Raw genomic sequence first — 22,419 nt, 5'->3', positions numbered from 1 at the left:
AAATGTCGTTTTCACCTGAACAATTTGAAGAAATGAGCAGTAAGCTAGCAGAAGTACGGGAAGAAATCGGGAAATTCATTGTAGGCCAACAGGAAGCTGTTGAATTTTCATTATATTCCATTTTAGCTGATGGGCATGCCTTATTGGAAGGACTGCCCGGCTTAGGAAAGACGATGCTCATTCGAACGATATCTGAAGTACTGGACTTGTCTTTTTCCCGTATTCAATTTACGCCCGATCTCATGCCTGCAGATATTACAGGAACGAGCATTTTGGAGCGGAATCCGGAAGGGGTTCAGCGGTTTGTGTTCAAAGAGGGACCGATATTTAGCCAAATGGTTTTGGCAGATGAGATTAACCGTGCTACACCGAAGACACAAAGTGCTTTACTTGAAGCAATGGGTGAGAAAACCGTTACTGTACTTGGCGAAACCCGGAAGATGTCCAGGCCATTTTTCGTTCTGGCCACTCAAAATCCGATTGAGATGGAAGGAACTTATCCACTGCCAGAAGCGCAAATGGACCGTTTCTTATGTAAAATTTTGCTTCCTTATCCGCGTAAGGAAGAATTAAAGGAAATTATGCTGCGGACGACCGGACCGAATAACGTAGCCATTCGAAAAGTGATGGATAGCGAAACAATTATACTAGCCCAAGAAATGGCGAAAACTGTTGTCATCGCGGATGAAATGATGGATTATGCAGTTGATTTAGTATCGGCGACGCATAACAGGACGGGCGCGGAAGATGATTGGAATCAATATGTCCAGTATGGAAGCGGTCCCCGTGGATTACAATCCATTATCCGGTTGGCAAAGGCGAGGGCGCTCATGGCTGGACGTTTCCATGTATCCATTGCTGATATTAAAACTGTTGCCAAACCGACATTAAGACACCGTATCCTTATTAATTATGAGGGGGAAGCGGAAGGAATTGATGTCGATAAACTAATCGATCGATTGCTGGAGGACATTCGCCAAGGAGCGCAAGTCTAATGAGAGAGGATCTCTTCCCCGATCGATTGTCCAAACGATTAGGATCGTTATCCATCATTTCAAGAGCAAGAAGGCTCGGACATCATAAAGGGACACATCGTTCCAATAAAACCGGGACTTCATTGGACTTTTCGGATTTCAGGGAATATCACCCGGGTGATGATTTGCGCCATATCGACTGGAATGTATTCGCCCGTACGGATAAACCATTCATTAAACAGTTTTTGGATGAACAAGAAATGCGGGTACATATACTTCTTGATTCCACAAAGTCGATGGGGACGGATGGAAAGTGGGATTTTGCACGTCAATTGGCTATCGGATTAGGACATATCGCATTAAAAAGTGGAGACACTGTTTCATTTTCAACTTGGTCTTCTGACAAAAGTTACTTCTTCCGGAAGAAAGGTGCATTGCATAGGGCTTCATTCTCAAAATATGTGTCACAAATGCAAGAACCGGATTTTGCAGGGGAATTTGCAGATCAGCTATTAAAGCATGTCCCTAAGGCGATGACTGTCTTATTCATTATTACTGATGGACTGGAAGAGTTGGAAAAGTGGGAGCGGTTGTTCAGAAGATTGCCGGGTGTTTGCAAGGATATTCGAATTTTGACTGTCCACTCGCCGTTGGAAGAGCTTCCTGCGTATGAAGGAGATGTCCGTCTCGTCGATGTGGAAAGTGGATCGGCCGTAGAAGTGTCGATGAACCAGAGAATTGTCAAAGAATATAAAGAGAAAAAGTTGAAACACGAAGCAGAACTGGCGGCATTGGCGAGAAAATATGGAATCCAGCTTTTACGCACGGAAGTTTCGGAAGGGGCCATGGATTGTTTTACGAAAAAAATGAGACATGTAGGATGGTTGCGTTGAAAGGGGACGGCTAAGTGGGGTTTGATCAAATCGGTAATTTATGGACGGCGATTTTCCCGTTGGCCGTCCTTCTCTATTATTTTTTCCGAAAGAAGTACGTGACGACAACAATCTCTTCCACTCTGTTCTGGGAAAGATCGATGAGGGAAACAAAGGTTTCGCCTTACTTGAAAAATTTACAACGGAATGCCTTATTTTATTTACAGATGGCGGCATTGTTGCTATTGCTTTTCATCTTGCTTCGACCTTATTTGCCGAAGGACACTGTTGCTGACAGTCATACTGTATTCATCGTGGATACTTCTGCAAGCATGGCAGCTAAAGTTGGTGAACTTTCTATAATTGAAGAGAGTAAAGTTAAGATGCGCTCAATTGTGGAAGAGTTTGCGGGTGAATCCGTTTCAATCATTACGACAGGGAAGGAGCCTGCACTGTTGCTTCGGGAAGAGACTGATGAGCGTCTTATTGCGGACGCAATTGACAGGCTTGAATTGAATTATGAACACGAGCATCTTGAACGTTCGCTCGATTTTGTCCGATCAATCGCCTCGCAAGCTGGAGCGGACGTCCATATTTTCACCGATTACCTTGATCGTTCAATATTCATGGAGAGTGAACAAGGAATCACCTGGAGGATCCATAACAATGAAAGTCCTTTAGACAATATCGCTATCGGGAAATTCGGTGCCATACATACAGCAGGTGGCACAGAGGCCATCGTTAAGCTTTCTAATCAAACAACTACTGAACAGACAGGCAAAGTGATTGTCAATAATGGGTTGACGGGCGATAAATTGGCTGAACAGGAATTTTCGGTTGAAGAAGAAGCGGACACTCTCCTTTCATTCAAGGAGTTACCGGAGCTGCCGGCTTTCCATGTGCGCATGGAAGTGGAAGATGATTATGCAACAGACAATGATGCATTTATCGTGATCGGTAATGAATCCTCAGAAGTGATTGTCGACAGCCAACTGCATGAATTGGTCAAGAAAGCGTTTGATGCAATTGGACTCACTGTCAGTTCAGGGTCAGTCAATGAAATGACCTCAGCAAGGGACCATGCAATGATTGTGACGAATGAGACTTCCTTTTTGGAGGAAGGGACAGAGCCGATATTATTGATTGGCAGAAATGATTCGAAGACCGAGCCGGTTTCAGGCGTGGTGGAATCATCGAACGATGCACTATTCTCAATCGCTTCAATCGATAATGTATATGTAAGTGCTCTCTATCCACCATTTGAAGGGTTTTCGACTTTGGCGACCATCGAAGGCAAACCGTTTATCCAGCGTTCACCGAGAGGAGATATCGTCATCTTGACGGATATCGGTTTAACGGATTGGCCGTTGCACCCGTCGTTTCCTTTATTCTTTTGGAGTTCGATGGAAATGTTGCGGTCCGGAAGCGATATTGCCGGAACGTTCACCCCGAATGAAAGGAAAGCTCTGTTGACGGGAAGCGGACCGGAAGGGATAGAGATTTTTACAATCGATGATAAATACGTTGCAACTTATCAGGCAGGTGAAAACTTTGTTGCCCCAGCAAAACCGGGAATTTATAAGCTGATCGACAACGGAACGGAAAGCTATTTATCTGTTCAGTTGGATCCTGATGAGAAATTGGTCGCCTCTGGATCCAGTTATAAACTAGGATCCGGCTCAGCTGAAGATACAGAAAAAGAAGAAGGCAAGCAAATGATCGGATGGCTATTCCTTTTACCCGTCCTCCTTCTTTTATTGATAGAGTGGGAGGTGCAGAGACGACGTGGATATCCGAATTGAGGAGCCGTTATGGCTTTTGGTGCTCATACCGATAACTCTTTACATGGCGTATGCTTGGAAGACTTCTAACATGCGGTTCGTACAGAAGGGAACAATCCTCTATGCCTTAAGGAGCTTGGTGATCCTCTGTATCGTTTTCGCCCTCACCGTTCCCTATGTATTGTTGCCTGACAATGAGGAGCAAATCATTTTCGTCGTCGATCGATCCGTTTCCGTTGAAGAGGCGGGCCGTGAAGCGGAAGAATGGATCGCGGAGAGTTTGAAGGCTAGAAAAGAGAATCAATCCGTCGGCATTTATTCATTTGCCGGAACGTTCCGGACGGATAGTAGACTAACTGATACCGAAATTGAAATGCCGAAATTGGATCAAATCGAATCGAATGGTGCGACGAATATCGCAAATGCGATTGATTTATCCGCCGCTGTGGCAAAAGCGAATATAGCGACCAGAATCGTCTTATTGTCTGATGGGCTTGAGACGGAAGGGTCTATCGAAGAACTGTTGCCGAAATATGAAAATGGTCTTGTTCAAATTGACACGGTCGTACTGAGGCGAACGAATGAAGCGGATGCATCCATCTCATTATTCGAGACGCCTCGAACTGCTTTTGAAGGAGAGAGGCAGTTATTACGAGTAGAGGTCGAGTCATCCACCCAAACTACTGGCCAGTTGTTGGTCTACTTAAATGACGAGGAGATCATTCGTGAACCGATTGCTTTGGATGAAGGGGCAAATCAATTTGCATTTCATCATGAAGCTAGGGGAACAGGACTCCTGAAGTATGAGGCAAAGCTGATTGTGCCTGATGATGGACTCCTTGAAAATAACCGGATGCTTTCCGTAACGATGCTTGAGCAATCCCCAAGAGTGCTGATCGTTCAGACCGAGCGGAGCCCATCCGTCATCCCGTCTCTGCTCGACCGGAACGCGATGGAAGTCGACGTAGTGGATGCGGAAAGATTGCCGGAAACTTTATCGGGATATTTAGGATACGGGGCAATCATCTTTGACAATGTGCCGGGACATCTCGTCGGAGAGCATAAAATGACAGTCATCGAGCAGGCTGTTAAAAGCTTCGGGACTGGATTTATGATGGTCGGGGGCGATGAAAGTTATGGATTGGGAGGTTATTTCAAGTCACCGATCGAGCGTTTATTGCCCGTTGAAATGGAAGTGAAAGGGAAAGAGCAGCTTCCGTCCCTTGGACTTGTTATTGCAATGGACCGTTCTGGAAGTATGTCCGGGTCAAAAATCGTCATTGCGCGGGAAGCTGCCGCAAGAGCGGTTGAGTTGCTTCGTAATGAGGATACTTTCGGGTTCACGGCGTTTGACCATGAAATTTGGGAGGTCATTCCGGTCGGACCTTTACAGGATAAGCAAGACGCGATGGATCAGATCTTGTCAATTCCTGCTGGGGGAGGAACTGATATTTTCCCTTCTGTCGCCAAAGCCTATGAAGATTTAGGTGATTTGAAGCTTCAAAGGAAACATATTATCCTGTTGACGGATGGCCAATCTTCCATGCCTCCGGATTATGAAGATATTATAGCGGAAAGTAAAAACACGAATGTCACGTTATCAACCGTGGCCATCGGAACTGATGCGGATAGCGCGCTATTGGAGGAATTGGCGGATTTGGGTGGAGGCAGGTTTTACAATGCTGTTGACGAGTCGACGATTCCCGCTATATTGACAAGAGAAACATCGATGCTGACGAGAACATATATTGAAGATGATCCGTTCTATGTTTCATTAAGCAATGTTCCAGAGTGGACGTCCATCTTCCGAGAAGGCGTACCGCAGATGAATGCCTATATTGCAACGACTCCTAAAGGCACTGCGACAATCGTGGCACAAAGCCCTAAGGAAGATCCTGTCATTGCTGAATGGATGTATGGACTCGGTCGCACGGTCGCGTTCACATCCGATTCGACGGGGAAATGGTCGGGAGACCTGGCGAGATGGGAAGGCTATGCAGACTTCTGGAACACAGCGGTTGCACGTTTGCTACCGTCTTTTGAAGACGTTCCATATCTGATCACACATGATCGCGGCGGAACGTATACGATTACCGACAGTTCCAGGAAGTCGGCGTTTTTGGAAATTGCAATTGTAGATGAGCAAGGGAATGAGGTGCCATACCAGTCGGAACCATTGGCGCCAGGAAAAGTGAGGGTCACATTGGAAGCTGATCCAGGTCTTGTTTTCTTCGGTGTTGCCGATGATAGTGGTGGATTGTTCGAAGCGGGTGTATCAGTCCCTTATAGTATGGAATACAAGCCATCAGAACCAAATGTCGCAATGCTTGAGAAAATTGCCGAGCGGACAGGCGGCGAGCATCTTGAGGGTCCTGCGCAAGTCTTCCGCCCACATCCATATAAAAGCGGTGATCGGAAGCCGATTGCGGATTGGCTCATTCTAATGGCGATGATTTTGTTTTTCATCGATATTACGTTACGCCGCTTCGGCATGTTTTCAAGTTTGCTCGATCGAAAAATGAAGGTTGACGAACAACCGGCACCGGCAGGTAAAACAGAAGACCACGTCGCTGAATTATTGAAAGCGAAAAGGAAGCGATAGAAAACCCTTATCTCCAATGGTTACGGAGATAAGGGTTTTTCATGTCCTTGTCGAATCGAGAAGGAGTGTGTGTTTTCTGGACCAGGTCCCTGCAATTACAAAACAGATGAGGAGAATGGCAGTGCCTAAGAAATACGGGAATGTAATATTAATATCGAAAATGGATCCGGCGAGCGCTGGGCCGACCATATTTCCTAAACTCATATAAGCATTCATCATCCCGGCCGCATATCCTTGTTCCTCGCCCGCAAGCTTCGAGACGAGCGTATTGACCGCTGGACGCAACAGGGAAGTCGCCGTTGAGAAAATTGTCGCGACGAGAAGAATTGTCCAAAAAATATCTACGAACAGAATGGCTAACATTGAAACGGCTGCAACGACCAAATTGAAAAGGATGACACGCATTTCTCCGAACTTTTTAAACAACGGGTTGATGACGAATGTCTGTACAATAACGCCGACAAAGCCGCCGACCGTTATCAACACCGCAATTTGAGAAGGGGTATATGCATACTTATGGTCAACATACAAAGAGATCGTCGATTGGAAGTTCGCCAGTCCAAATGAAAAGACGAACATGACGATCAACATGACAAAATAAGGGGTTTTCGTTGACCGTTTCAATTGCTTAAATAGGTTTTCTGGCTTTTTCAGGATCTCACCTGACGAAATGGACGGTGTTGGATTAGGCAAAATAAAAATAGAAAGAATTGCCGCAAATACGGCAGCCCCCGTGGCAAAATAAAATGGAAAGAGGAGACTGATTTTAGATAGGAACCCGCCAATTCCAGGACCGATCATGAAACCAAGTGACATAGATGCCCCTAACAGCCCCATCCCTCTGCCTCTGCCTTCCAATGTTGTAATGTCTGCGACGAACGCCATCATAGGAGGAACGATGAACGCCGCTCCCATACCTGAAAAGAATCGGGCAACGAAGAGCATCCAAATCTCTGTCGATAAACTGAACGCAAGCTGTGAAGATCCGAAAATGAATAAACCGACAATGATGATTTTCTTTCTTCCGTGCCGGTCGGATAAATCGGCGGAAAATGGCGAGAAGATGAATTGTGCGAATGAGAAGATTGCGATTAGGAATCCGAGTACTTTGCCGGCGACACCGAACGTCCCTAAAAATTCTGGCATGATTGGGATAATTAGACCAATGCCCGCCATAGCGATGAACATATTGAACATCAGTATGTATAAAGCCAAATTATTCGATTGTTTCTCCGCCAAAGGCAATCCGCCCCCTTACTATTATTTCGTGTTATTGAAACATTTTACCATAGAAGCACGACAACACTTAACGGAAAGACCTCCGAATAAAAGTACTTATACATTTAAACGCCCTTAAACCATGTAAACGGTTTAAGGGCATAGTCAATCACTTTTTCATATCCATTTTGAATTCCAGGAAAAGTTCATTATAGACGCCTAATAATTCGAGTCCTAAATTTTTATACACTTCCAAGTGGCTTCTCGTCTCTTCGTCCGGATAGAACCGCTCATCCTCGACAACTTCGGGGTCCATCAAGTCAAGCGCTGATAAATTGGGAGTAGAATAACCTACATAATCGGCATTTTGTGCCGCCACTTCAGGATCGAGCATGAAATTAATGAATGCATGCGCCCCGTCAATGTTTTTCGCGGTTTTTGGAATGACGAGATTATCGAACCATAAGTTCGACCCTTCCTCGGGAACGACATAATCGATATCTTCATTCTCATACATCATATCAGCTGCCTGCCCTGACCATGTGAGCGCTACGGCTGCTTCATTATTGACCATCAGCTGGGTAACTTCATCCCCGATGACAGCTTTCACATTCGGGCTTAATGCCTTCAGTTTATCTGTCGCTTCTCGAAGTTCATCGAGGTCGGTCGAATTCAGAGAATAGCCTAACGAGTTCAGACCCATGCCGATTGTTTCCCGTGCACTATCGACAAGGATGACACGTTGCTTCAACGAAGGATCCCAAAGATCGTCCCAGTTTTCGAATGTTTGTCCTTCAAGCAACGTTGGATTGAATGCAATCCCTACTGTACCCCAGAAATAGGGGACAGAATAATTGTTGTTAGGATCAAATGCCAAATCCAAGAAGTAAGGATCGATATGCTTTATGTTCGGGATTTTACTATAGTCGATCGGCAACAGGAGATCCTTTTCTTTCATCATTTCAATCATGTATTCCGAAGGGACGGATATATCATACGATGTGCCGCCTTGTTCGATTTTACTCATCATTCCTTCGTTCGTATCAAATGTTTCATAGATGACTTTGATGCCTGTTTCTTCTTCAAACTGCTTGATTAGATCGGGGTCTATATATTCTCCCCAGTTGTAGACTGTGATCATCCCTTTACCGGACTTGCTCCCTTTATTCAACTCTGCGTTAATGAAGAGCAAAATACCAGAAACGATGAGGATCAGGATTGCTGATTGAATAATGGATTTCATTTTTTCACCCCCGCTAGAGGAGTCTTCGATTTTCGGCTAATCGCATAGTAACCGAGGACTAAAGCGACCGTGACGATGAAAATCAATCCTGATAGGGCATTGATTGTCAAACTGATGCCCGTTCTTGCCATCGAATAAATTTCAACAGATAATGTCGAGAAACCGTTTCCTGTCACGAAGAAGGTTACGGCAAAGTCATCGAGCGAATATGTCAACGCGAGGAAGAATCCAGCGAATATCCCCGGTTTAATAAAAGGCAAGACGACCCTCGTCATCACATCTCTTCGTGACGCTCCGAGGTCCAGTGCGGCATCTATCAATGAAGTATTCATCTCCGCAAGCTTCGGCAATACCATTATGACGACGATCGGTATGCTGAATGCAATATGGGAAATGAGTACGGAGGCAAACCCCAGCTTCACACCGATCATCGTAAACAAGATGAGGAATGATGCCCCGATAATTACATCAGGGCTTACAATCAAAATATTATTTAAAGAAAGGACTGCATTCCTCATTTTTTTATTGCGCATGAAATAGATGGCCAAAGCTCCCATGACCCCGATTGTCGTTGCTAATAGAGCGGAAAGCAGAGCGATGATAATTGTATTGAGAACGATGATGATCAATCGCTTGTCTTCAAAAACTGCCGCGTAATGCTCCCAAGTGAAATCTTCAAAATTGGACATTCCACCGCCCGAATTGAACGAGTAAAAGATCAAATAGAAAATAGGGGCGTACAAGATAATGAATACGATCGCTAAATACAGCTTAGGGAGTTTACCTATTCTTTCCATTTTCCGACGCCCCCTTTTCTTTTCCATTCGTAACTAGCATGATAATGAACATGAAAACAATGAGGAAGACGGCGATTGTTGAGCCCATTCCCCAGTTTTGCGTCACTAGGAACTGCTGTTCAATGGCTGTCCCGAGCGTAATGACTTTATTTCCGGCAATGAGCCTAGTAATCATGAACAACGATAATGCTGGAATGAAAACAACTTGAATGCCTGATTTCACTCCGTTCGTCGTCAATGGCCAAATGACCCTTCTAAAAGTCGTCCAGGAATTTGCACCGAGGTCACGTGACGCATCAATCAAGGCCGGGTTCAATTTGTCGAGTGCGTTGAAAATCGGCAAAATCATGAACGGAATAAAAATATACACGGAAACGAATACGAAACTGAAGTCCGTAAACAAAATTTGCTGCTTGCCGATTCCGACAGTCTCCAAAAACGCATTCAGCGGACCGTATAGCCCCATTAGTCCGATGAAGGCGTATGTTTTCAGCAGTAGGTTAATCCACGAAGGGATAATGATAAGCAGAAGCCATAGATGCTTATGCTTCGTTTTCGTTAGTAAATACGCCGTCGGGTAGGCGATCAGCAAAGAAAAGAATGTAATAAGGAATGCATACCAGAAAGAGCTGATCGTCAATTTGAGATAAACGGATGAAAAAAAGTTATGGTAATTCGTGAGCGTGAAGTTGCCTGCCAAGTCGAAAAAAGAATAATAGACGACTAATGCAATTGGTGCCAGGACGAACAATAGGATCCACGCTGCATAGGGGACCGAGTAGACTGAACGCAGGCGGTTATTATTCATTGGCAATCGCTCCATAGGATTCGAGCCTTGCATCGTAATCCTCTTCCGATTCGTTCAACCCCATGACGTGAATGTCTTCAGGATCGAAATCAAGACCTATCTTCGCTCCAACTTCCGCTTTCTTCGTGGAATGGACGAGCCATTCGTTCCCGTCCTGATCGTATGTCGACAGTTCATAATGGACGCCACGGAACAGTTGTGTATCGACCGTCACATTCAATTTCCCTTTATCGACTGTCGTAATTTCCAAGTCTTCTGGTCGAAGGACGATATCGACTTTTTCATTCGGTTGAAGACCAGCGTCAGCACAATCGAATCGTTTCCCTGTAAATTCAACGACATAATCCTCGATCATCCGGCCGGATACAATATTCGATTCACCGATGAAGTCGGCTACGAATCGATTGATCGGTTCGTCATAAATATCAAGAGGCGTGCCCGATTGCTGGATCGCGCCCATATTCATGACGAAGATCTCATCGGACATGGCGAGCGCTTCCTCTTGGTCATGTGTGACGAAGACAAACGTCTTGCCAAGTCGTTGTTGCAACTCCCTTAGTTCGTATTGCATTTCAGAACGCAGCTTCAAATCGAGTGCAGATAACGGTTCATCCAGCAATATCACTTCAGGGTCATTGACGATGGCACGAGCGATTGCCACCCGTTGCCGTTGCCCACCGGACATTTCCGTAATTTCCCGATTTTCATAGCCGGCCAAGTTGACGAATTTCAATGCTTCTTTTACCCGCGTATCGATTTCATCTTTTTTCACCTTTTTAATGTGTAACCCGAATGCGATATTTTCATATACATTCAAATGGGGGAAAAGCGCGTAATCTTGGAATACTGTATTCACTTGACGTTCATTCGCCGGCACATTGTTGATCTTTTTGCCGTTGAAGTAAATCGATCCTTCCGTCGGCTCGATAAACCCTGCTATCAATCGTAGGATTGTCGTCTTTCCGCAACCGGAAGGACCTAATAATGTGTAAAACTTTCCGCGCTCCAATTCAAATGAGACATTATCCAACACGGTCGTTCCATCGCCGTATTTCTTCATGACATTCTCAAAACGGATAATCGGCTGATTTGTCATTTTGGTATTTCCCCCTTCATAAATAAGATTCTGTTGCTACGAGGAGCAATTCACTCGGGCCGTCATTGGCATTCGCTATTCGATGATGGTCGGATGCTTCATAATAGACCGAATCGCCCGTTGTGGCCATGAAATTCCTCTCCCCAAGTTCAATTTCCACTTTTCCTGAAAGGACATAGATGAACGTTTCCGATAGCGAAGGCTCGAATTGCTTAAACTCACCATTTTTCTCGAATGTAATATGGATTGGCTCCATTTCATGTTCATTCGAACGGGGAACGAGCCAACGGATGCTATATTTTAGCTCATCATTGACATAGGTTGTTTGATCGGCTGGTGAGTAGACCACTTTCATGTTTTTCTTCGGTTCATCAAAAAATTCCTTCGGCGTAGTCCCAAGCACTTCCAATAGGGAAAAGAGCGTTTCAATGGATGGGGAAGTGAGCTCCCGCTCCAATTGAGAAATATAACCTTTCGTTAGGTCGGTCCTCTCTCCCAATTCTTCTTGGGTCAGTCCTTTTTTCAATCGAAGACTTTTGATTTTACTCCCGATATGCATGGTTGACAATTCCTTCCTTTGAAATCATGGAGTTTAGTATTACTGTACTTCCTGTTTACTATAAACCTACCCTATTATACAAAAAAACGCTTAAAAATCAAGATGTTTTGAGAAAAAAACCGGAATCCTTTTTAAAGGACTCCGGCCGAAGACAAATGCTATTTGTCATACATATTAAGCTTGTTTCCTCGTCGTCTTTGTATGAACATCCTGCTGAAAGTGGAGATGATCAAATAAGCCGACAATCCGATGCCTGTGACGGCGGTAATCAATGATATCCATTCGAAGACCGTGTAGGAGGAATACTGCTTCCAGCCGGAAGGGGCCTCCCAATCCGGAATGACAAGGTTCATGCCGTAAATGCCGGATATGACAGTGAATATCGTCAAAATAAAAAGAAGCATGTTCAATCGGCCTGCCTGGCTATTTTCCTGGCTTTTATACAATTCTTGCAACGTGTTGTTCACTTCTTCGAATAGGGGATCGATAATAAAGGTTTTCCTGAACATCTCCGACAATTCCTTGCCTTCCGACCGGGTGCTAATTTCTTTGAAATAATACCACGATGAAAAGACATTGATGAGCTGTATGAGTGATCTAACGTAATACTCGTCCTTCTTCCATTCGATTTCACTGTATTCGAAGGATACGCGCAAAAGCATAACCTTGTAGAAATAATGGAGAAGCAAATTATAATAATGCGTCCCCATGTATTGGGATAATTCGTTCGTCAATTCCTCTGCTGGCCGATTGGAAATAACGGAAAAACCATGTTCCGTAGCTATCATGAACAAATGAGGCGCCCAACGGTCATGCAAAGACTCCGACAACGAACGTCGAATATATTGCGGATTCGTTGAAGACATGAAGGGGGTTCCGTCAGGACTCTTTCCATTCAAATTGCCGATACGATAAAGATGCTCCTCTGAAATGGTTGCACCACTCTCCGTAATTAGGAAGGAGGAAACAAACATCCTTTCATCTTCAAAATAAGGTAGGGATCCAAAATGGCCTTTCAATTTCTTGTCGTGTAAAACGGACTTTTTTAAGAAGGGGCATAGGTGGTCGAATATGTAATCATGCATGGAAAGGGTTTGTCCTGTTTCCGGAATGACGATCGTTGCACCTTTGTTTTCTTTCAGATTCGGTTCAATTGCTCGAAAATGTTGTGCGAAATCGAGTGTGTCACTTAAATCTGCAGAAGCATCTTCCATATCAACTCGCAGTACAAGGAAGGCGATTCCGAACGGAGCAAGAATGATGTCGATGCTTCGGATGATGAAGTGATGCAGTTCATCTCTTAACTGCATGGAATGCTCTTCTTGGATAGCTGCGGTAAATCGATGGAAACCTTTTAATTCAAGAGAGCCGGGGAAGAGTTTATGTTCAATATATGGATAGAAGTATTGTTCCAGCTCCTTGCCGGCAACTTCAATTCCGTGTCCATAAATAGACTCTTCGTTCATTGCAGTTTCGTCTATTTTGAAATAGGAATATCCGCTCGCTTCCAAGCTATCAATTGTTTCCCTTCTTTTCGTCTGATCAAAGCCGAAAGGAAGGAGAAATGTCATATGGGAGCGAGTCATATTCAATTTTTCTAAGCTATTTTGTATGGGCATAGCATTGCCTTCCTTTTTATTTTCATATTAGGTGGCAAGCACCTACGTCTATCATTCCCTCTGGGAAAGTGGGGATAAACATTTCATTCCGATTACGGTTGTTCGCGCATAGAATAAGCAGTGGGATTTTTAAATGCGGAGGAGATGGATTATGAAATTGCACGAACAGATGCCAGAATTGGTTGGAGCTACGACTTGGTTGAATGGACGGTTTGATAGAGCGGATCACATCGGGAAAAAACCGACACTCATCCATTTTTGGTCCATCAGTTGCGGCTTATGCAAGGAAATGATGCCATATATGAATAACTTCCGAGACAGATATAGAGGAGAATTGAATGTCATTGCTGTGCATATGCCGCGTTCAAAAGACGATATGGACTTGGAGAAAATCAAAAAGGCTGCGAGAGCGCATGACATTACCCAGCCGATATTCGTTGATAATGATTTGAAACTGAGCGATGCATTCGACAATGAATATGTACCTTCCTATTATGTTTTTGATAGAGATGGCCGATTGCGCCATTATCAAGCGGGGGGAAGCGGCATGAAAATGCTGATAAAGCGTGTGAAACGTGTACTGGATGAAATGTAGAACAGAGATTATGAAGTGGCGGCCCGTATGAGGTCGTCTTTTCTTTTTCCTCGGAAAATAATATGATACACTAACCTCATCCATCAATCGGATTGGAGCGGATTAAATGAAAAAGGAATTTGTCGTAATAGGTCTAGGACGATTCGGAGGAAGCATCGTCAATGAATTAGTGGAATTGGATGCAGATGTAATGGCAATCGATATTTCACCTGATCGTGTCGATGAATTTGCACAGATTGCAACAACAGCAGTCGCGGCTGATACGACCGATGAATCTGCACTCCGGTCATTGGGCATCCGGAATTTCGAGCATGTCGTCGTGGCGATCGGTGAAAATATACAAGCGAGCATTTTGACAACGCTCATCTTGAAAGAGATCGGCGTGAAAAAAATCACCGTAAAAGCACAGAATGACTACCATGCAAAAGTGCTGCGGAAAATCGGCGCAGACCAAGTCGTTCACCCGGAAAGGGATATGGGGAAACGGATCGCAAACAATTTGGTTTCCAATAATATTTTGGATTACTTGGAGCTGTCTGATGAATATTCGATTGCGGAGATTCGCGCAAATGAAAAGCTTGCCGGATTTACACTGATCGATCTCGATATCCGAGCGAAATACGGCGTAAACATTGTGGCGATTAAGCGTGATGCGCAAATTTTGGTGTCGCCGCAAGCAATTGAGGAAATCCAGTTGAATGATATCCTAATTGTTATCGGATCAGATCTGGATATCCATAGATTTGAGAAGAAGGCCCTTCATTGATGAATGGTCTTTTTTTGCGTAAAAAAATGCCCTTATGTCTCATGAAGGCATAAGGGCATGTAATTACATTATTAGACTTCCATTACGACAGGGAGTACCATTGGTCTACGTTTTGTCTGATCGTATAAATATGGTGAAAGAATATCAATGATGTCGCTTTTCAATGATCCTGCCTCAGCAGGGGAGTTTGCGAGTTTCTTATTCAATTCCTTCGATAAGAGGTGTTGCGCTTCGCTGATCATCATTCCGGATTCCCTCATATAGACGAAGCCGCGTGAGATGATGTCCGGTCCGGAAACTACTTTGTTGCGTTTTTTATCAACTGTAGCAACAACAATGACCAAGCCGTCTTCTGAAAGGATTTTACGATCACGCAAGACGACGCTTCCGATATCGCCAATGCCGCTTCCATCGATATAGACGTCGCCGGATGGGATTTTCCCTGCGATCCTTGCCGAATCCTCCGTCAAAGCGAGCACATCACCGTTACTCATGATGAAGACGTTGTCCGGTTCGACATCACAACCGATGGCAAGTTCCTTGTGCATTGTCAACATGCGGTATTCTCCGTGAATAGGCATGAAGTATTTTGGTTTGATCAACCTAAGCATAAGTTTTTGTTCTTCCTGTGAGCCGTGGCCTGATGTATGAATGTTATTCAAAGCGCCATGAATGACTTCGGCGCCAGCCCGGAAGAGTGCGTTGATCGTTTTATTGACGCTTAGCGTATTTCCTGGAATCGGCGAAGAAGAAAAAATGACCGTATCGCCAGGTTGGATTTGCACTTGACGGTGTGTTCCGTTAGCAATCCGGGACAATGCAGCCATCGGTTCGCCTTGGCTTCCCGTACAGAGGATCATCACTTCGTTGGCGGGCAACCTGTTGAGCGATTGGGTGTCTACGAACAATTCTTTTGGTGCGTTGATGTACCCAAGTTCGCGGCCGATCGTAATTGCATTGTCCATGCTTCTGCCGAATACGGCGATTTTCCGGCCGTAACGTTCAGCCGCTTCAATCACTTGCTGAAGTCGGTGAATATTGGAGGCGAATGTAGCAAATATGATTCTTCCATCGACTTTCCGGAAGATTTCATTCAAGCTATCGCCGACTTTCCTTTCCGACATCGTAAAGTTCGGTACTTCAGCATTCGTACTATCCGATAGGAGACAGAGCACTCCATCACTTCCGAATTTCGCCATCTTCGCAAGGTTGGCCGGTTCTCCGACCGGAGTGAAATCGAATTTGAAGTCACCAGTGTGGACGATGTTGCCCGATGGTGTTTTGACGACGACACCAAAAGCATCGGGAATACTATGGGTTGTCCGGAAGAAAGAGACGGATGTCTTTCTGAATTTGAATACGTCATCTTCTTTGAACTCGATCATTTTCGTCGTTCTAAGTAGTCCATGTTCATCTAGCTTATTGCGGAGCAAGCCGAGTGCCAATTTACTGCCGTAGACCGGTATGTTGATCTTGCGCAGCAAATAGGGGATGCCTCCGATATGATCCTCGTGACCGTGCGTGATGAACAGGCCTTTAATTTTTTCGACATTCCGTTCCAAGTACGTATAGTCCGGAATTACGTAATCGATTCCGAGTAAATCGTCCTCGGGGAATTTGATGCCTGCGTCAATAAGGATGATTTCATCCTGGAATTGAACACAATATGTGTTTTTGCCGATTTCTCCAAGTCCGCCTAGGGCGAAAACGGCTGTTTCGTTATTTTTTATTATTTTCATGTTGCTTAGACCTGCTCTAGCTCAAAATGAGGGGATGCTTGCTCATATTCGAGGTGTTTGCCTTCGAGCAGCTGGATCAGTTCAATATTGTACTCCCGGTTCTTTAACTTTTCGCGGACGGATCTTTCTGAATCGGCTTCAATGTACAGATGTTTTGTGTTTTCTCGGATTGGTACTTGTGTAGCGTTTTCTTGGTAGTACACTTTGTAAATCATGGTAAGCTCTCCTTTTTTACGTTCGTTTGAATCTTTCTCTTCATCTTAGCATGTCAGTTGTTTAAAATAAACTATGATGATTTTCTTCATCTAACTAGTATATCAAATCATTATCCTTTCCTATGCTCGCAACGCTGCGCTTTTGCTCGCAAAAGCCGTTCTTTGTGACGGCTTTCGCTACAGGCGGACGCTTTCCAATCGAACCACGAAGAGTTCGATTTGCCGTATTTCTGCGGTTTTTGCGGAAATTAAGGCAGCTACTTCTAGGGAATATTTTATAAAAAGAAAAGCCCGCCAATTGTGTTGGCGAGCGTTATCTATGCGATCGTCTTTTTGCCGAGTATGCCATTGAGCCGTTTCAACAGTTTACGTTTGAGGCGCTTGTACATGGGCATATCACTCCTTAAGGACATTATAAAGGAATTCGAAATTTCTGTCAAGTTTGAATTCCTTTTCTTCAGTCCCTTTCAAAAGGAGTAGCATCCGGGATGACTTTGAATGGAGCGGCAGGGTCGATATGATCATAGAACATGACGCCATTCAAATGATCCAGCTCATGTTGGAAAGCAATGGAGGGAAGTCCTTTCAGCCTCATTTTAAATTCCTGACCTTGAGGATCGAAAGCTTTCACAGTGATTCTCGCATAGCGCGGCACAAAGCCGTTGACATCTCGATCGACGGAAAGGCAGCCCTCACCTGACGTCAAATATGTCTTCTCGACGGAGTGGCTGATGATTTTAGGATTGACCGCCACAATGCTGAGCGGTTTTTTCCCTTCGTCTTCAATATGCAAAGCGAAGATTCTCTTTGATACATTCACTTGGGGCGCTGCAAGGCCGATGCCTGGACGCAAGCCGTATCGTTCACATACTTCATCATTTTGGCTATTTATTACATATTCAAGTAAGTCGTTACATAGTTTTTTATCATCCGCTGCCAAAGGGAATGACACTTCCTCTGCAATTTTACGGAGTGCGGGATGGCCCTCGCGAACAATATCTTTCATTAAAATCATTACGTATTCTTCCTTTCGATAACCATGCTGTACTTCTATTATAAGCTAACGGGGAAATGAGGGTAAAGGTTTTTGTGCATGCTTGAATTGCAATGGGTATACAGTTATAGTGAAACTCAGATTGGAGGAAATGCTATGAAGAAAAAAGTTGTAACACTATTTGCGATCGGCATGTTGGCATTATCCGGCTGTAGTATCGGACAGTCAACCGAAAAGCAGCTCTCTGAAACATTGACGAAAATGAATGAGTCTGAAACTGAATACCGTGACACGCAAAGTAAATTGACTGAACTTGAAAAAACAGAACAAAAGACATTCAATGAAACGATGGAGTTAACGAAAGAGGATGTAGAAAAATTGCGTTCCAAAATTGCTGAATTGGAAAGTCTATTAGATGATAGACTTGCTCATTTAGAGAAAGAGGAATCAGCAATGAATGAAGCGGAAGCATTTGTCAAAGAGCTAGATGCAGTCGCGGAGAAGGCATCTGATTCCGAAAGCGGCCAAATTTTGAAACTGAAAGAAGTGGCGTTGAAGCGTTATGATCTTCATTCCTCTTTTGTCGATGAATATAGAAAGCTTGCTTCCATCCAAAAAGAATTTTATGGCATGCTATCTTCCGAAGATGTCGAGCTCGAAGACTTGAAAAAGAAAGTGGAAGAAGTAAATGGACAAAATGCTATCGTCCAAAGCGCCATCTCGGATTTTAATGAAGCGACGAAAGAAGTAAATTCCATAAAAGAAGATGTGTTTTCAAGTTTAAAACAAGGCGAATAGAGGAATTGGGTAAAGTGGAGACAAATACGGCTCCACTTTTCTTTTTGTGAATCTATTATAATACAGATGTGTTATTGTAGTAGTACAGAATCTTATTTCGATATAATTCAGAATAGAGATGAGCGGCGCTATACCAGTAATAACAATGATTGACCTATTTGCCGCCTTTCAGTATACTGATTAAGGTAGCAACGTTGTATCACTATTAGAAACAATAAAAAATAATACAGATATAAAGGAGAGGTGCCGACATGGCTGCAAAACAAGAAAAGCAGTTCGATCCGGTGAAAACGCTTCATTCTATTGAAGAACAGTTTGAAATGTTCCGGATTTTGAATGAAGAAGGCGAGATTGTCAACAAAGAAGCGGATCCGAATCTATCTGATGAACAATTGACGGAATTAATGACACGCATGGTCTATACAAGAATTTTGGATCAGCGGTCAATCTCTTTGAACCGCCAAGGTAGACTTGGATTCTATGCGCCGACTGCAGGTCAAGAAGCATCCCAGCTTGCATCCCATTTTGCGCTTGAAAAGGAAGACTTTATTCTCCCTGGATATCGTGATGTACCACAACTCATATTCCACGGTCTACCATTACATATGGCGTTCTTATGGTCCCGCGGACATTATTTAGGAAGCGCATTTCCAGAAGGTTTGAACGTCCTGTTCCCTCAAATTATCATCGGGGCCCAGTATATCCAAGCCGCTGGGGTAGCACTCGGATTCCAGAAACGTGGAATTAAAGCGGTTGCCATGACATACACGGGTGACGGCGGTACTTCGCAAGGAGATTTCTATGAAGGAATCAACTTTGCGGGAGCATATCGCTCGCCTGCGATTTTCGTTGTTCAAAACAACCAATATGCAATTTCGACTCCTCGTGAGTTGCAGACAGCAGCGAAAACACTTGCACAAAAAGGTGTGGCGGCTGGAATTCCAAGCATTCTTGTCGATGGGATGGACGCTCTTGCTGTGTATGTTGCAACACGCGATGCAAGGGAACGTGCCGTCAACGGAGAAGGTCCAACGTTGATCGAAACAATGTGCTACCGCTATGGTCCGCATACGATGGCTGGAGATGATCCGACTCGTTACCGTACATCTGATACAGATAGCGAATGGGAAAAACGCGATCCGTTAATCCGTTTCCGCAAATATCTCGAAGGCAAAGGCATTTGGAATGAAGAGATGGAAAATGAAGTAATTGAGCGCGCTAAAGAAGAAATTAAAGAAGCAATCAAAAAGGCAGATGCAGCACCAAAACAAAAAGTGACAGATTTCATGAAAATCATGTACAAAGGCGACATGCCATTCAACTTGCAAGAGCAATTTGATTTGTATACAGAGAAGGAGTCGAAGTAACCGATGGCACAAATGACGATGATTCAAGCGATTACCGATGCAATGCGCACGGAGCTTAAAAATGATGAAAACGTCCTCGTCTTCGGTGAAGACGTTGGGGTGAACGGCGGTGTTTTCCGCGCAACTGAAGGGTTGCAAAAAGAATTCGGAGAAGAGCGTGTCTTTGATACGCCATTGGCGGAATCAGGAATCGGCGGACTTGCAGTCGGATTGTCTCTAACGGGTTTCCGTCCGGTTATGGAAATCCAGTTCTTCGGTTTCCTATATGAAGTAATCGACTCTATCAGCGGACAGCTGGCACGTCAATCCTTCCGTACAGGTGGAAGATTCAATGCTCCTGTGACGATCCGTTCGCCATTCGGCGGCGGCGTTGCAACACCTGAAATGCATGCAGACAGCTTCGAAGGATTGGTTGCATCTCAACCAGGTCTAACTGTAGTCATCCCTTCTACACCATATGATGCAAAAGGGCTTTTAATCTCAGCGATCCGCGATGAGAACCCGGTCGTATTCTTGGAGCATATGAAGCTTTACCGTTCATTCAGGCAGGAAGTTCCTGAAGAAGCATATACGATTCCTTTAGGGAAAGCGGATGTGAAAAGGGAAGGTAATGATCTTTCGATTATTACGTACGGGGCAATGGTCCACGAAAGCTTGAAAGCGGCAGAAGCGCTTGAAAAGGAAGGCTACTCTGTGGAAGTGGTTGACTTGCGTACGGTTCAACCGTTGGACATTGAAACAATCATCGCTTCCGTTGAGAAGACAAACCGTGCAATCGTAGTTCAAGAAGCGCAAAAACAAGCTGGAATTGCAGCGAATGTCGTATCAGAAATAACAGAACGTGCAATCTTGAGTCTCGAAGCGCCAGTGTTGCGTGTAACAGCTCCAGATACAGTCTATCCATTTGCCCAAGGCGAGAATGCTTGGTTACCGGATGCAAACGATATTATTGAAACAGCTAAAAAAGTATTGACATTCTAATTCGGAGATACAATTACTCTCTGACAATAAGAAAGGGTGAATCTTGTGGCATTTGAATTCCGTTTACCGGATATCGGGGAAGGGATTCACGAAGGTGAAGTCGTAAAGTGGTTTGTTGCCAAAGGCGATAAAGTCAATGAAGACGACACGCTTCTTGAAATCCAGAACGATAAAGCAGTTGTGGAGATACCATCCCCTGTAACGGGTACCGTAGAAGAGATTGTCGTTGAGGAAGGTAAAGTCGCTGTAGTAGGTGACGTTTTAATCCGTTTTGACGCTCCTGGATATGAAAGTCAAAGCGTAGAGGAAGAGGGAAAAGAAGAGACCGAAGCACAGGTCCAGGCAACGGCTGAAGCAGGCCAGGACATCGATAAAGAAGAACAGAAGAAGGACCAGCCTGAACCAAAACAAGCTGCTCCTGCAACGCAAACTCAAACTGGCAATGCATCAACGAACCGTGTCATTGCAATGCCGTCCGTCCGTAAATTCGCACGCGAGCAGGAAGTCGATATCCGTCAAGTGCAAGGGACAGGGAAAAATGGCCGTGTTCTAAAAGAGGACATCGAAGCTTTCCTAAGCGGAGGACAAGAGCAGCCTGCTCAATCGGTCGAAGAGACTCACGCAGCTGTTGAAGTTGAAACGCAACAAAAAGTCGCGAAACCTGCAGCTCCAGTTGTTTTGGAAGGCGACTTCCCTGAAACTCGCGAAAAAATGTCTGGAATTAGGAAGGCGATTGCCAAAGCAATGGTCAATTCCAAACATACGGCACCTCACGTGACGCTTTTGGATGAAATCGACGTGACGGAACTCGTTGCGCATCGCAAGAAATTCAAGGAAATTGCGGCGGAAAAAGATATCAAGCTGACGTACCTTCCATATGTCGTGAAGGCGCTCGTCTCTACGCTGCGTGAATTCCCTCAATTGAACACATCTCTTGATGATGAGAAAGAGGAAATTATCCAAAAGCATTATTACAACATCGGCATCGCGGCAGATACAGATCGCGGATTGCTTGTGCCTGTCATTAAGCATGCAGATCGCAAATCGGTATTTGCAATTTCAGAGGAAATCAGCAAACTTGCCGAAAAGGCGCGAGATGGCAAATTAAGCCCTGCTGAAATGAAAGGTGCATCTTGTTCTATTACGAACATCGGCTCTGCAGGCGGACAATGGTTCACACCAATCATCAACCATCCGGAAGTTGCAATTCTCGGAATCGGCCGCATTTCTGAAAAGCCGATAGTAAAAAATGGTGAAATTGTTGCCGCACCTATGTTAGCATTATCATTGGTATTCGATCATCGGGTAATTGATGGTGTTACAGGACAACAGGCTCTGAACCACATTAAGAAATTGCTCGGTAATCCAGAACTTTTATTAATGGAGGCGTAAGCA

The 22,419-nt window shown here is 44.5% G+C and carries 20 protein-coding genes; 10 read left to right on the top strand and 10 right to left on the bottom strand.

Annotation, left to right across the window (positions count from 1 at the left end; translation table 11 throughout):
• The first annotated feature begins 2 nt into the window (after positions 1-2).
• From NIT04_RS11535 to NIT04_RS11520, 4 genes are read left to right on the top strand one after another with little or no spacing between them, the layout of a single operon-like run.
• Positions 3-995: a MoxR family ATPase gene (locus NIT04_RS11535; protein ID WP_252503749.1), complete on the top strand. Its 993-nt coding sequence runs from the start codon at positions 3-5 to the stop codon at positions 993-995.
• Positions 995-1,867, top strand: a complete 873-nt coding sequence (locus tag NIT04_RS11530; protein ID WP_252503748.1) for a DUF58 domain-containing protein — start codon at positions 995-997, stop codon at positions 1,865-1,867. The genes NIT04_RS11535 and NIT04_RS11530 overlap by 1 nt, the downstream gene beginning before the upstream one ends.
• Before the next feature lie 14 nt (positions 1,868-1,881).
• Positions 1,882-3,648, top strand: a complete 1,767-nt coding sequence (locus NIT04_RS11525; protein WP_252503747.1) for a BatA and WFA domain-containing protein — start codon at positions 1,882-1,884, stop codon at positions 3,646-3,648.
• Positions 3,632-6,229, top strand: coding sequence for a VWA domain-containing protein (locus NIT04_RS11520; RefSeq protein WP_252503746.1), 2,598 nt, complete (start codon positions 3,632-3,634; stop codon positions 6,227-6,229). Before NIT04_RS11525 ends, NIT04_RS11520 begins: the two co-directional genes overlap by 17 nt.
• A gap of 39 nt (positions 6,230-6,268) precedes the next feature.
• Here the strand turns inward: NIT04_RS11520 and NIT04_RS11515 are convergent, their stop codons facing one another.
• The 7 genes from NIT04_RS11515 to NIT04_RS11485 form a co-directional block, all read right to left on the bottom strand.
• Positions 6,269-7,426, bottom strand: a complete 1,158-nt coding sequence (locus NIT04_RS11515; protein WP_371922580.1) for an MFS transporter — start codon at positions 7,424-7,426, stop codon at positions 6,269-6,271.
• Positions 7,427-7,616: 190 nt separating this feature from the next.
• The gene (locus NIT04_RS11510) at positions 7,617-8,690 is read right to left on the bottom strand and encodes a PotD/PotF family extracellular solute-binding protein (protein ID WP_252503744.1); all 1,074 of its coding nucleotides are present in this window, start codon (positions 8,688-8,690) and stop codon (positions 7,617-7,619) included.
• The gene (locus NIT04_RS11505) at positions 8,687-9,487 is read right to left on the bottom strand and encodes an ABC transporter permease (protein WP_252503743.1); all 801 of its coding nucleotides are present in this window, start codon (positions 9,485-9,487) and stop codon (positions 8,687-8,689) included. The genes NIT04_RS11510 and NIT04_RS11505 overlap by 4 nt, the downstream gene beginning before the upstream one ends.
• Positions 9,471-10,295 carry an ABC transporter permease gene (locus tag NIT04_RS11500; RefSeq protein ID WP_252503742.1) on the bottom strand — a complete coding sequence of 275 codons (825 nt, stop codon included), beginning with the start codon at positions 10,293-10,295 and terminating at the stop codon, positions 9,471-9,473. The genes NIT04_RS11505 and NIT04_RS11500 overlap by 17 nt, the downstream gene beginning before the upstream one ends.
• Entirely contained in the window at positions 10,288-11,391 is a 1,104-nt protein-coding gene (locus NIT04_RS11495) for an ABC transporter ATP-binding protein (protein ID WP_252503741.1), read from the bottom strand. The genes NIT04_RS11500 and NIT04_RS11495 overlap by 8 nt, the downstream gene beginning before the upstream one ends.
• A 16-nt stretch (positions 11,392-11,407) precedes the next feature.
• On the bottom strand, positions 11,408-11,950 hold the full coding sequence (locus NIT04_RS11490; protein WP_252503740.1) for a helix-turn-helix domain-containing protein: 543 nt from the start codon (positions 11,948-11,950) through the stop codon (positions 11,408-11,410).
• Between the two features lie 158 nt (positions 11,951-12,108).
• Complete coding sequence (locus NIT04_RS11485) at positions 12,109-13,569, bottom strand: hypothetical protein (protein ID WP_252503739.1); 1,461 nt, start codon at positions 13,567-13,569, stop codon at positions 12,109-12,111.
• Between the two features lie 151 nt (positions 13,570-13,720).
• Between NIT04_RS11485 and NIT04_RS11480 the strand changes: the two genes are divergently transcribed.
• Entirely contained in the window at positions 13,721-14,164 is a 444-nt protein-coding gene (locus NIT04_RS11480) for a TlpA disulfide reductase family protein (RefSeq protein ID WP_252503738.1), read from the top strand.
• Positions 14,165-14,270: 106 nt separating this feature from the next.
• Positions 14,271-14,930 carry a TrkA family potassium uptake protein gene (locus NIT04_RS11475; RefSeq protein ID WP_252503737.1) on the top strand — a complete coding sequence of 220 codons (660 nt, stop codon included), beginning with the start codon at positions 14,271-14,273 and terminating at the stop codon, positions 14,928-14,930.
• 71 nt (positions 14,931-15,001) lie between these two features.
• Here NIT04_RS11475 and rnjA read toward each other — a convergent pair whose 3' ends face one another.
• The 3 genes from rnjA to def form a co-directional block, all read right to left on the bottom strand.
• Positions 15,002-16,669, bottom strand: coding sequence for a ribonuclease J1 (rnjA, locus tag NIT04_RS11470; RefSeq protein ID WP_252503736.1), 1,668 nt, complete (start codon positions 16,667-16,669; stop codon positions 15,002-15,004).
• 5 nt (positions 16,670-16,674) lie between these two features.
• A complete protein-coding gene (locus NIT04_RS11465) occupies positions 16,675-16,884 on the bottom strand; it encodes a DNA-dependent RNA polymerase subunit epsilon (RefSeq protein ID WP_252503735.1) in 210 nt (69 codons plus the stop codon).
• Between the two features lie 457 nt (positions 16,885-17,341).
• Positions 17,342-17,899, bottom strand: coding sequence for a peptide deformylase (def, locus tag NIT04_RS11460; RefSeq protein WP_252503734.1), 558 nt, complete (start codon positions 17,897-17,899; stop codon positions 17,342-17,344).
• Between the two features lie 135 nt (positions 17,900-18,034).
• On the opposite strand from def, the gene NIT04_RS11455 reads away from it, so the two are divergent.
• The 4 genes from NIT04_RS11455 (at position 18,035) to NIT04_RS11440 (ending at position 22,416) form a co-directional block, all read left to right on the top strand.
• Positions 18,035-18,676, top strand: coding sequence for a YkyA family protein (locus NIT04_RS11455; protein WP_252503733.1), 642 nt, complete (start codon positions 18,035-18,037; stop codon positions 18,674-18,676).
• A gap of 251 nt (positions 18,677-18,927) precedes the next feature.
• Complete coding sequence (gene pdhA, locus NIT04_RS11450; RefSeq protein ID WP_252503732.1) at positions 18,928-20,043, top strand: pyruvate dehydrogenase (acetyl-transferring) E1 component subunit alpha; 1,116 nt, start codon at positions 18,928-18,930, stop codon at positions 20,041-20,043.
• 3 nt (positions 20,044-20,046) lie between these two features.
• Positions 20,047-21,024, top strand: coding sequence for an alpha-ketoacid dehydrogenase subunit beta (locus NIT04_RS11445; protein WP_252503731.1), 978 nt, complete (start codon positions 20,047-20,049; stop codon positions 21,022-21,024).
• 45 nt (positions 21,025-21,069) lie between these two features.
• Positions 21,070-22,416: a dihydrolipoamide acetyltransferase family protein gene (locus NIT04_RS11440; RefSeq protein ID WP_252503730.1), complete on the top strand. Its 1,347-nt coding sequence runs from the start codon at positions 21,070-21,072 to the stop codon at positions 22,414-22,416.
• The last annotated feature ends 3 nt before the right edge of the window (positions 22,417-22,419 follow it).

It is taken from the genome of Sporosarcina sp. Marseille-Q4943 (assembly GCF_943736995.1).
Classification (GTDB): Bacteria; Bacillota; Bacilli; order Bacillales_A; family Planococcaceae; genus Sporosarcina.
The sequence above is the reverse complement of the archived record's forward strand: the minus strand, read 5'-3'. Positions and strand labels throughout refer to the sequence as shown.

Bases quoted from the DNA above. Each gene is read 5' to 3' on its own strand.
- def (WP_252503734.1), bottom strand. From the start codon at position 17,899: ATGATTTTAATGAAAGATATTGTTCGCGAGGGCCATCCCGCACTCCGT.
- NIT04_RS11485 (WP_252503739.1), bottom strand. From the start codon at position 13,569: ATGCCCATACAAAATAGCTTAGAAAAATTGAATATGACTCGCTCCCAT.
- NIT04_RS11530 (WP_252503748.1), top strand. From the start codon at position 995: ATGAGAGAGGATCTCTTCCCCGATCGATTGTCCAAACGATTAGGATCG.
- NIT04_RS11475 (WP_252503737.1), top strand. From the start codon at position 14,271: ATGAAAAAGGAATTTGTCGTAATAGGTCTAGGACGATTCGGAGGAAGC.
- NIT04_RS11515 (WP_371922580.1), bottom strand. From the start codon at position 7,426: ATGTTCAATATGTTCATCGCTATGGCGGGCATTGGTCTAATTATCCCA.
- NIT04_RS11465 (WP_252503735.1), bottom strand. From the start codon at position 16,884: ATGATTTACAAAGTGTACTACCAAGAAAACGCTACACAAGTACCAATC.
- NIT04_RS11480 (WP_252503738.1), top strand. From the start codon at position 13,721: ATGAAATTGCACGAACAGATGCCAGAATTGGTTGGAGCTACGACTTGG.
- NIT04_RS11490 (WP_252503740.1), bottom strand. From the start codon at position 11,950: ATGCATATCGGGAGTAAAATCAAAAGTCTTCGATTGAAAAAAGGACTG.
- NIT04_RS11445 (WP_252503731.1), top strand. From the start codon at position 20,047: ATGGCACAAATGACGATGATTCAAGCGATTACCGATGCAATGCGCACG.
- pdhA (WP_252503732.1), top strand. From the start codon at position 18,928: ATGGCTGCAAAACAAGAAAAGCAGTTCGATCCGGTGAAAACGCTTCAT.
- NIT04_RS11505 (WP_252503743.1), bottom strand. From the start codon at position 9,487: ATGGAAAGAATAGGTAAACTCCCTAAGCTGTATTTAGCGATCGTATTC.
- NIT04_RS11535 (WP_252503749.1), top strand. From the start codon at position 3: ATGTCGTTTTCACCTGAACAATTTGAAGAAATGAGCAGTAAGCTAGCA.
- NIT04_RS11455 (WP_252503733.1), top strand. From the start codon at position 18,035: ATGAAGAAAAAAGTTGTAACACTATTTGCGATCGGCATGTTGGCATTA.
- rnjA (WP_252503736.1), bottom strand. From the start codon at position 16,669: ATGAAAATAATAAAAAATAACGAAACAGCCGTTTTCGCCCTAGGCGGA.
- NIT04_RS11500 (WP_252503742.1), bottom strand. From the start codon at position 10,295: ATGAATAATAACCGCCTGCGTTCAGTCTACTCGGTCCCCTATGCAGCG.
- NIT04_RS11495 (WP_252503741.1), bottom strand. From the start codon at position 11,391: ATGACAAATCAGCCGATTATCCGTTTTGAGAATGTCATGAAGAAATAC.
- NIT04_RS11510 (WP_252503744.1), bottom strand. From the start codon at position 8,690: ATGAAATCCATTATTCAATCAGCAATCCTGATCCTCATCGTTTCTGGT.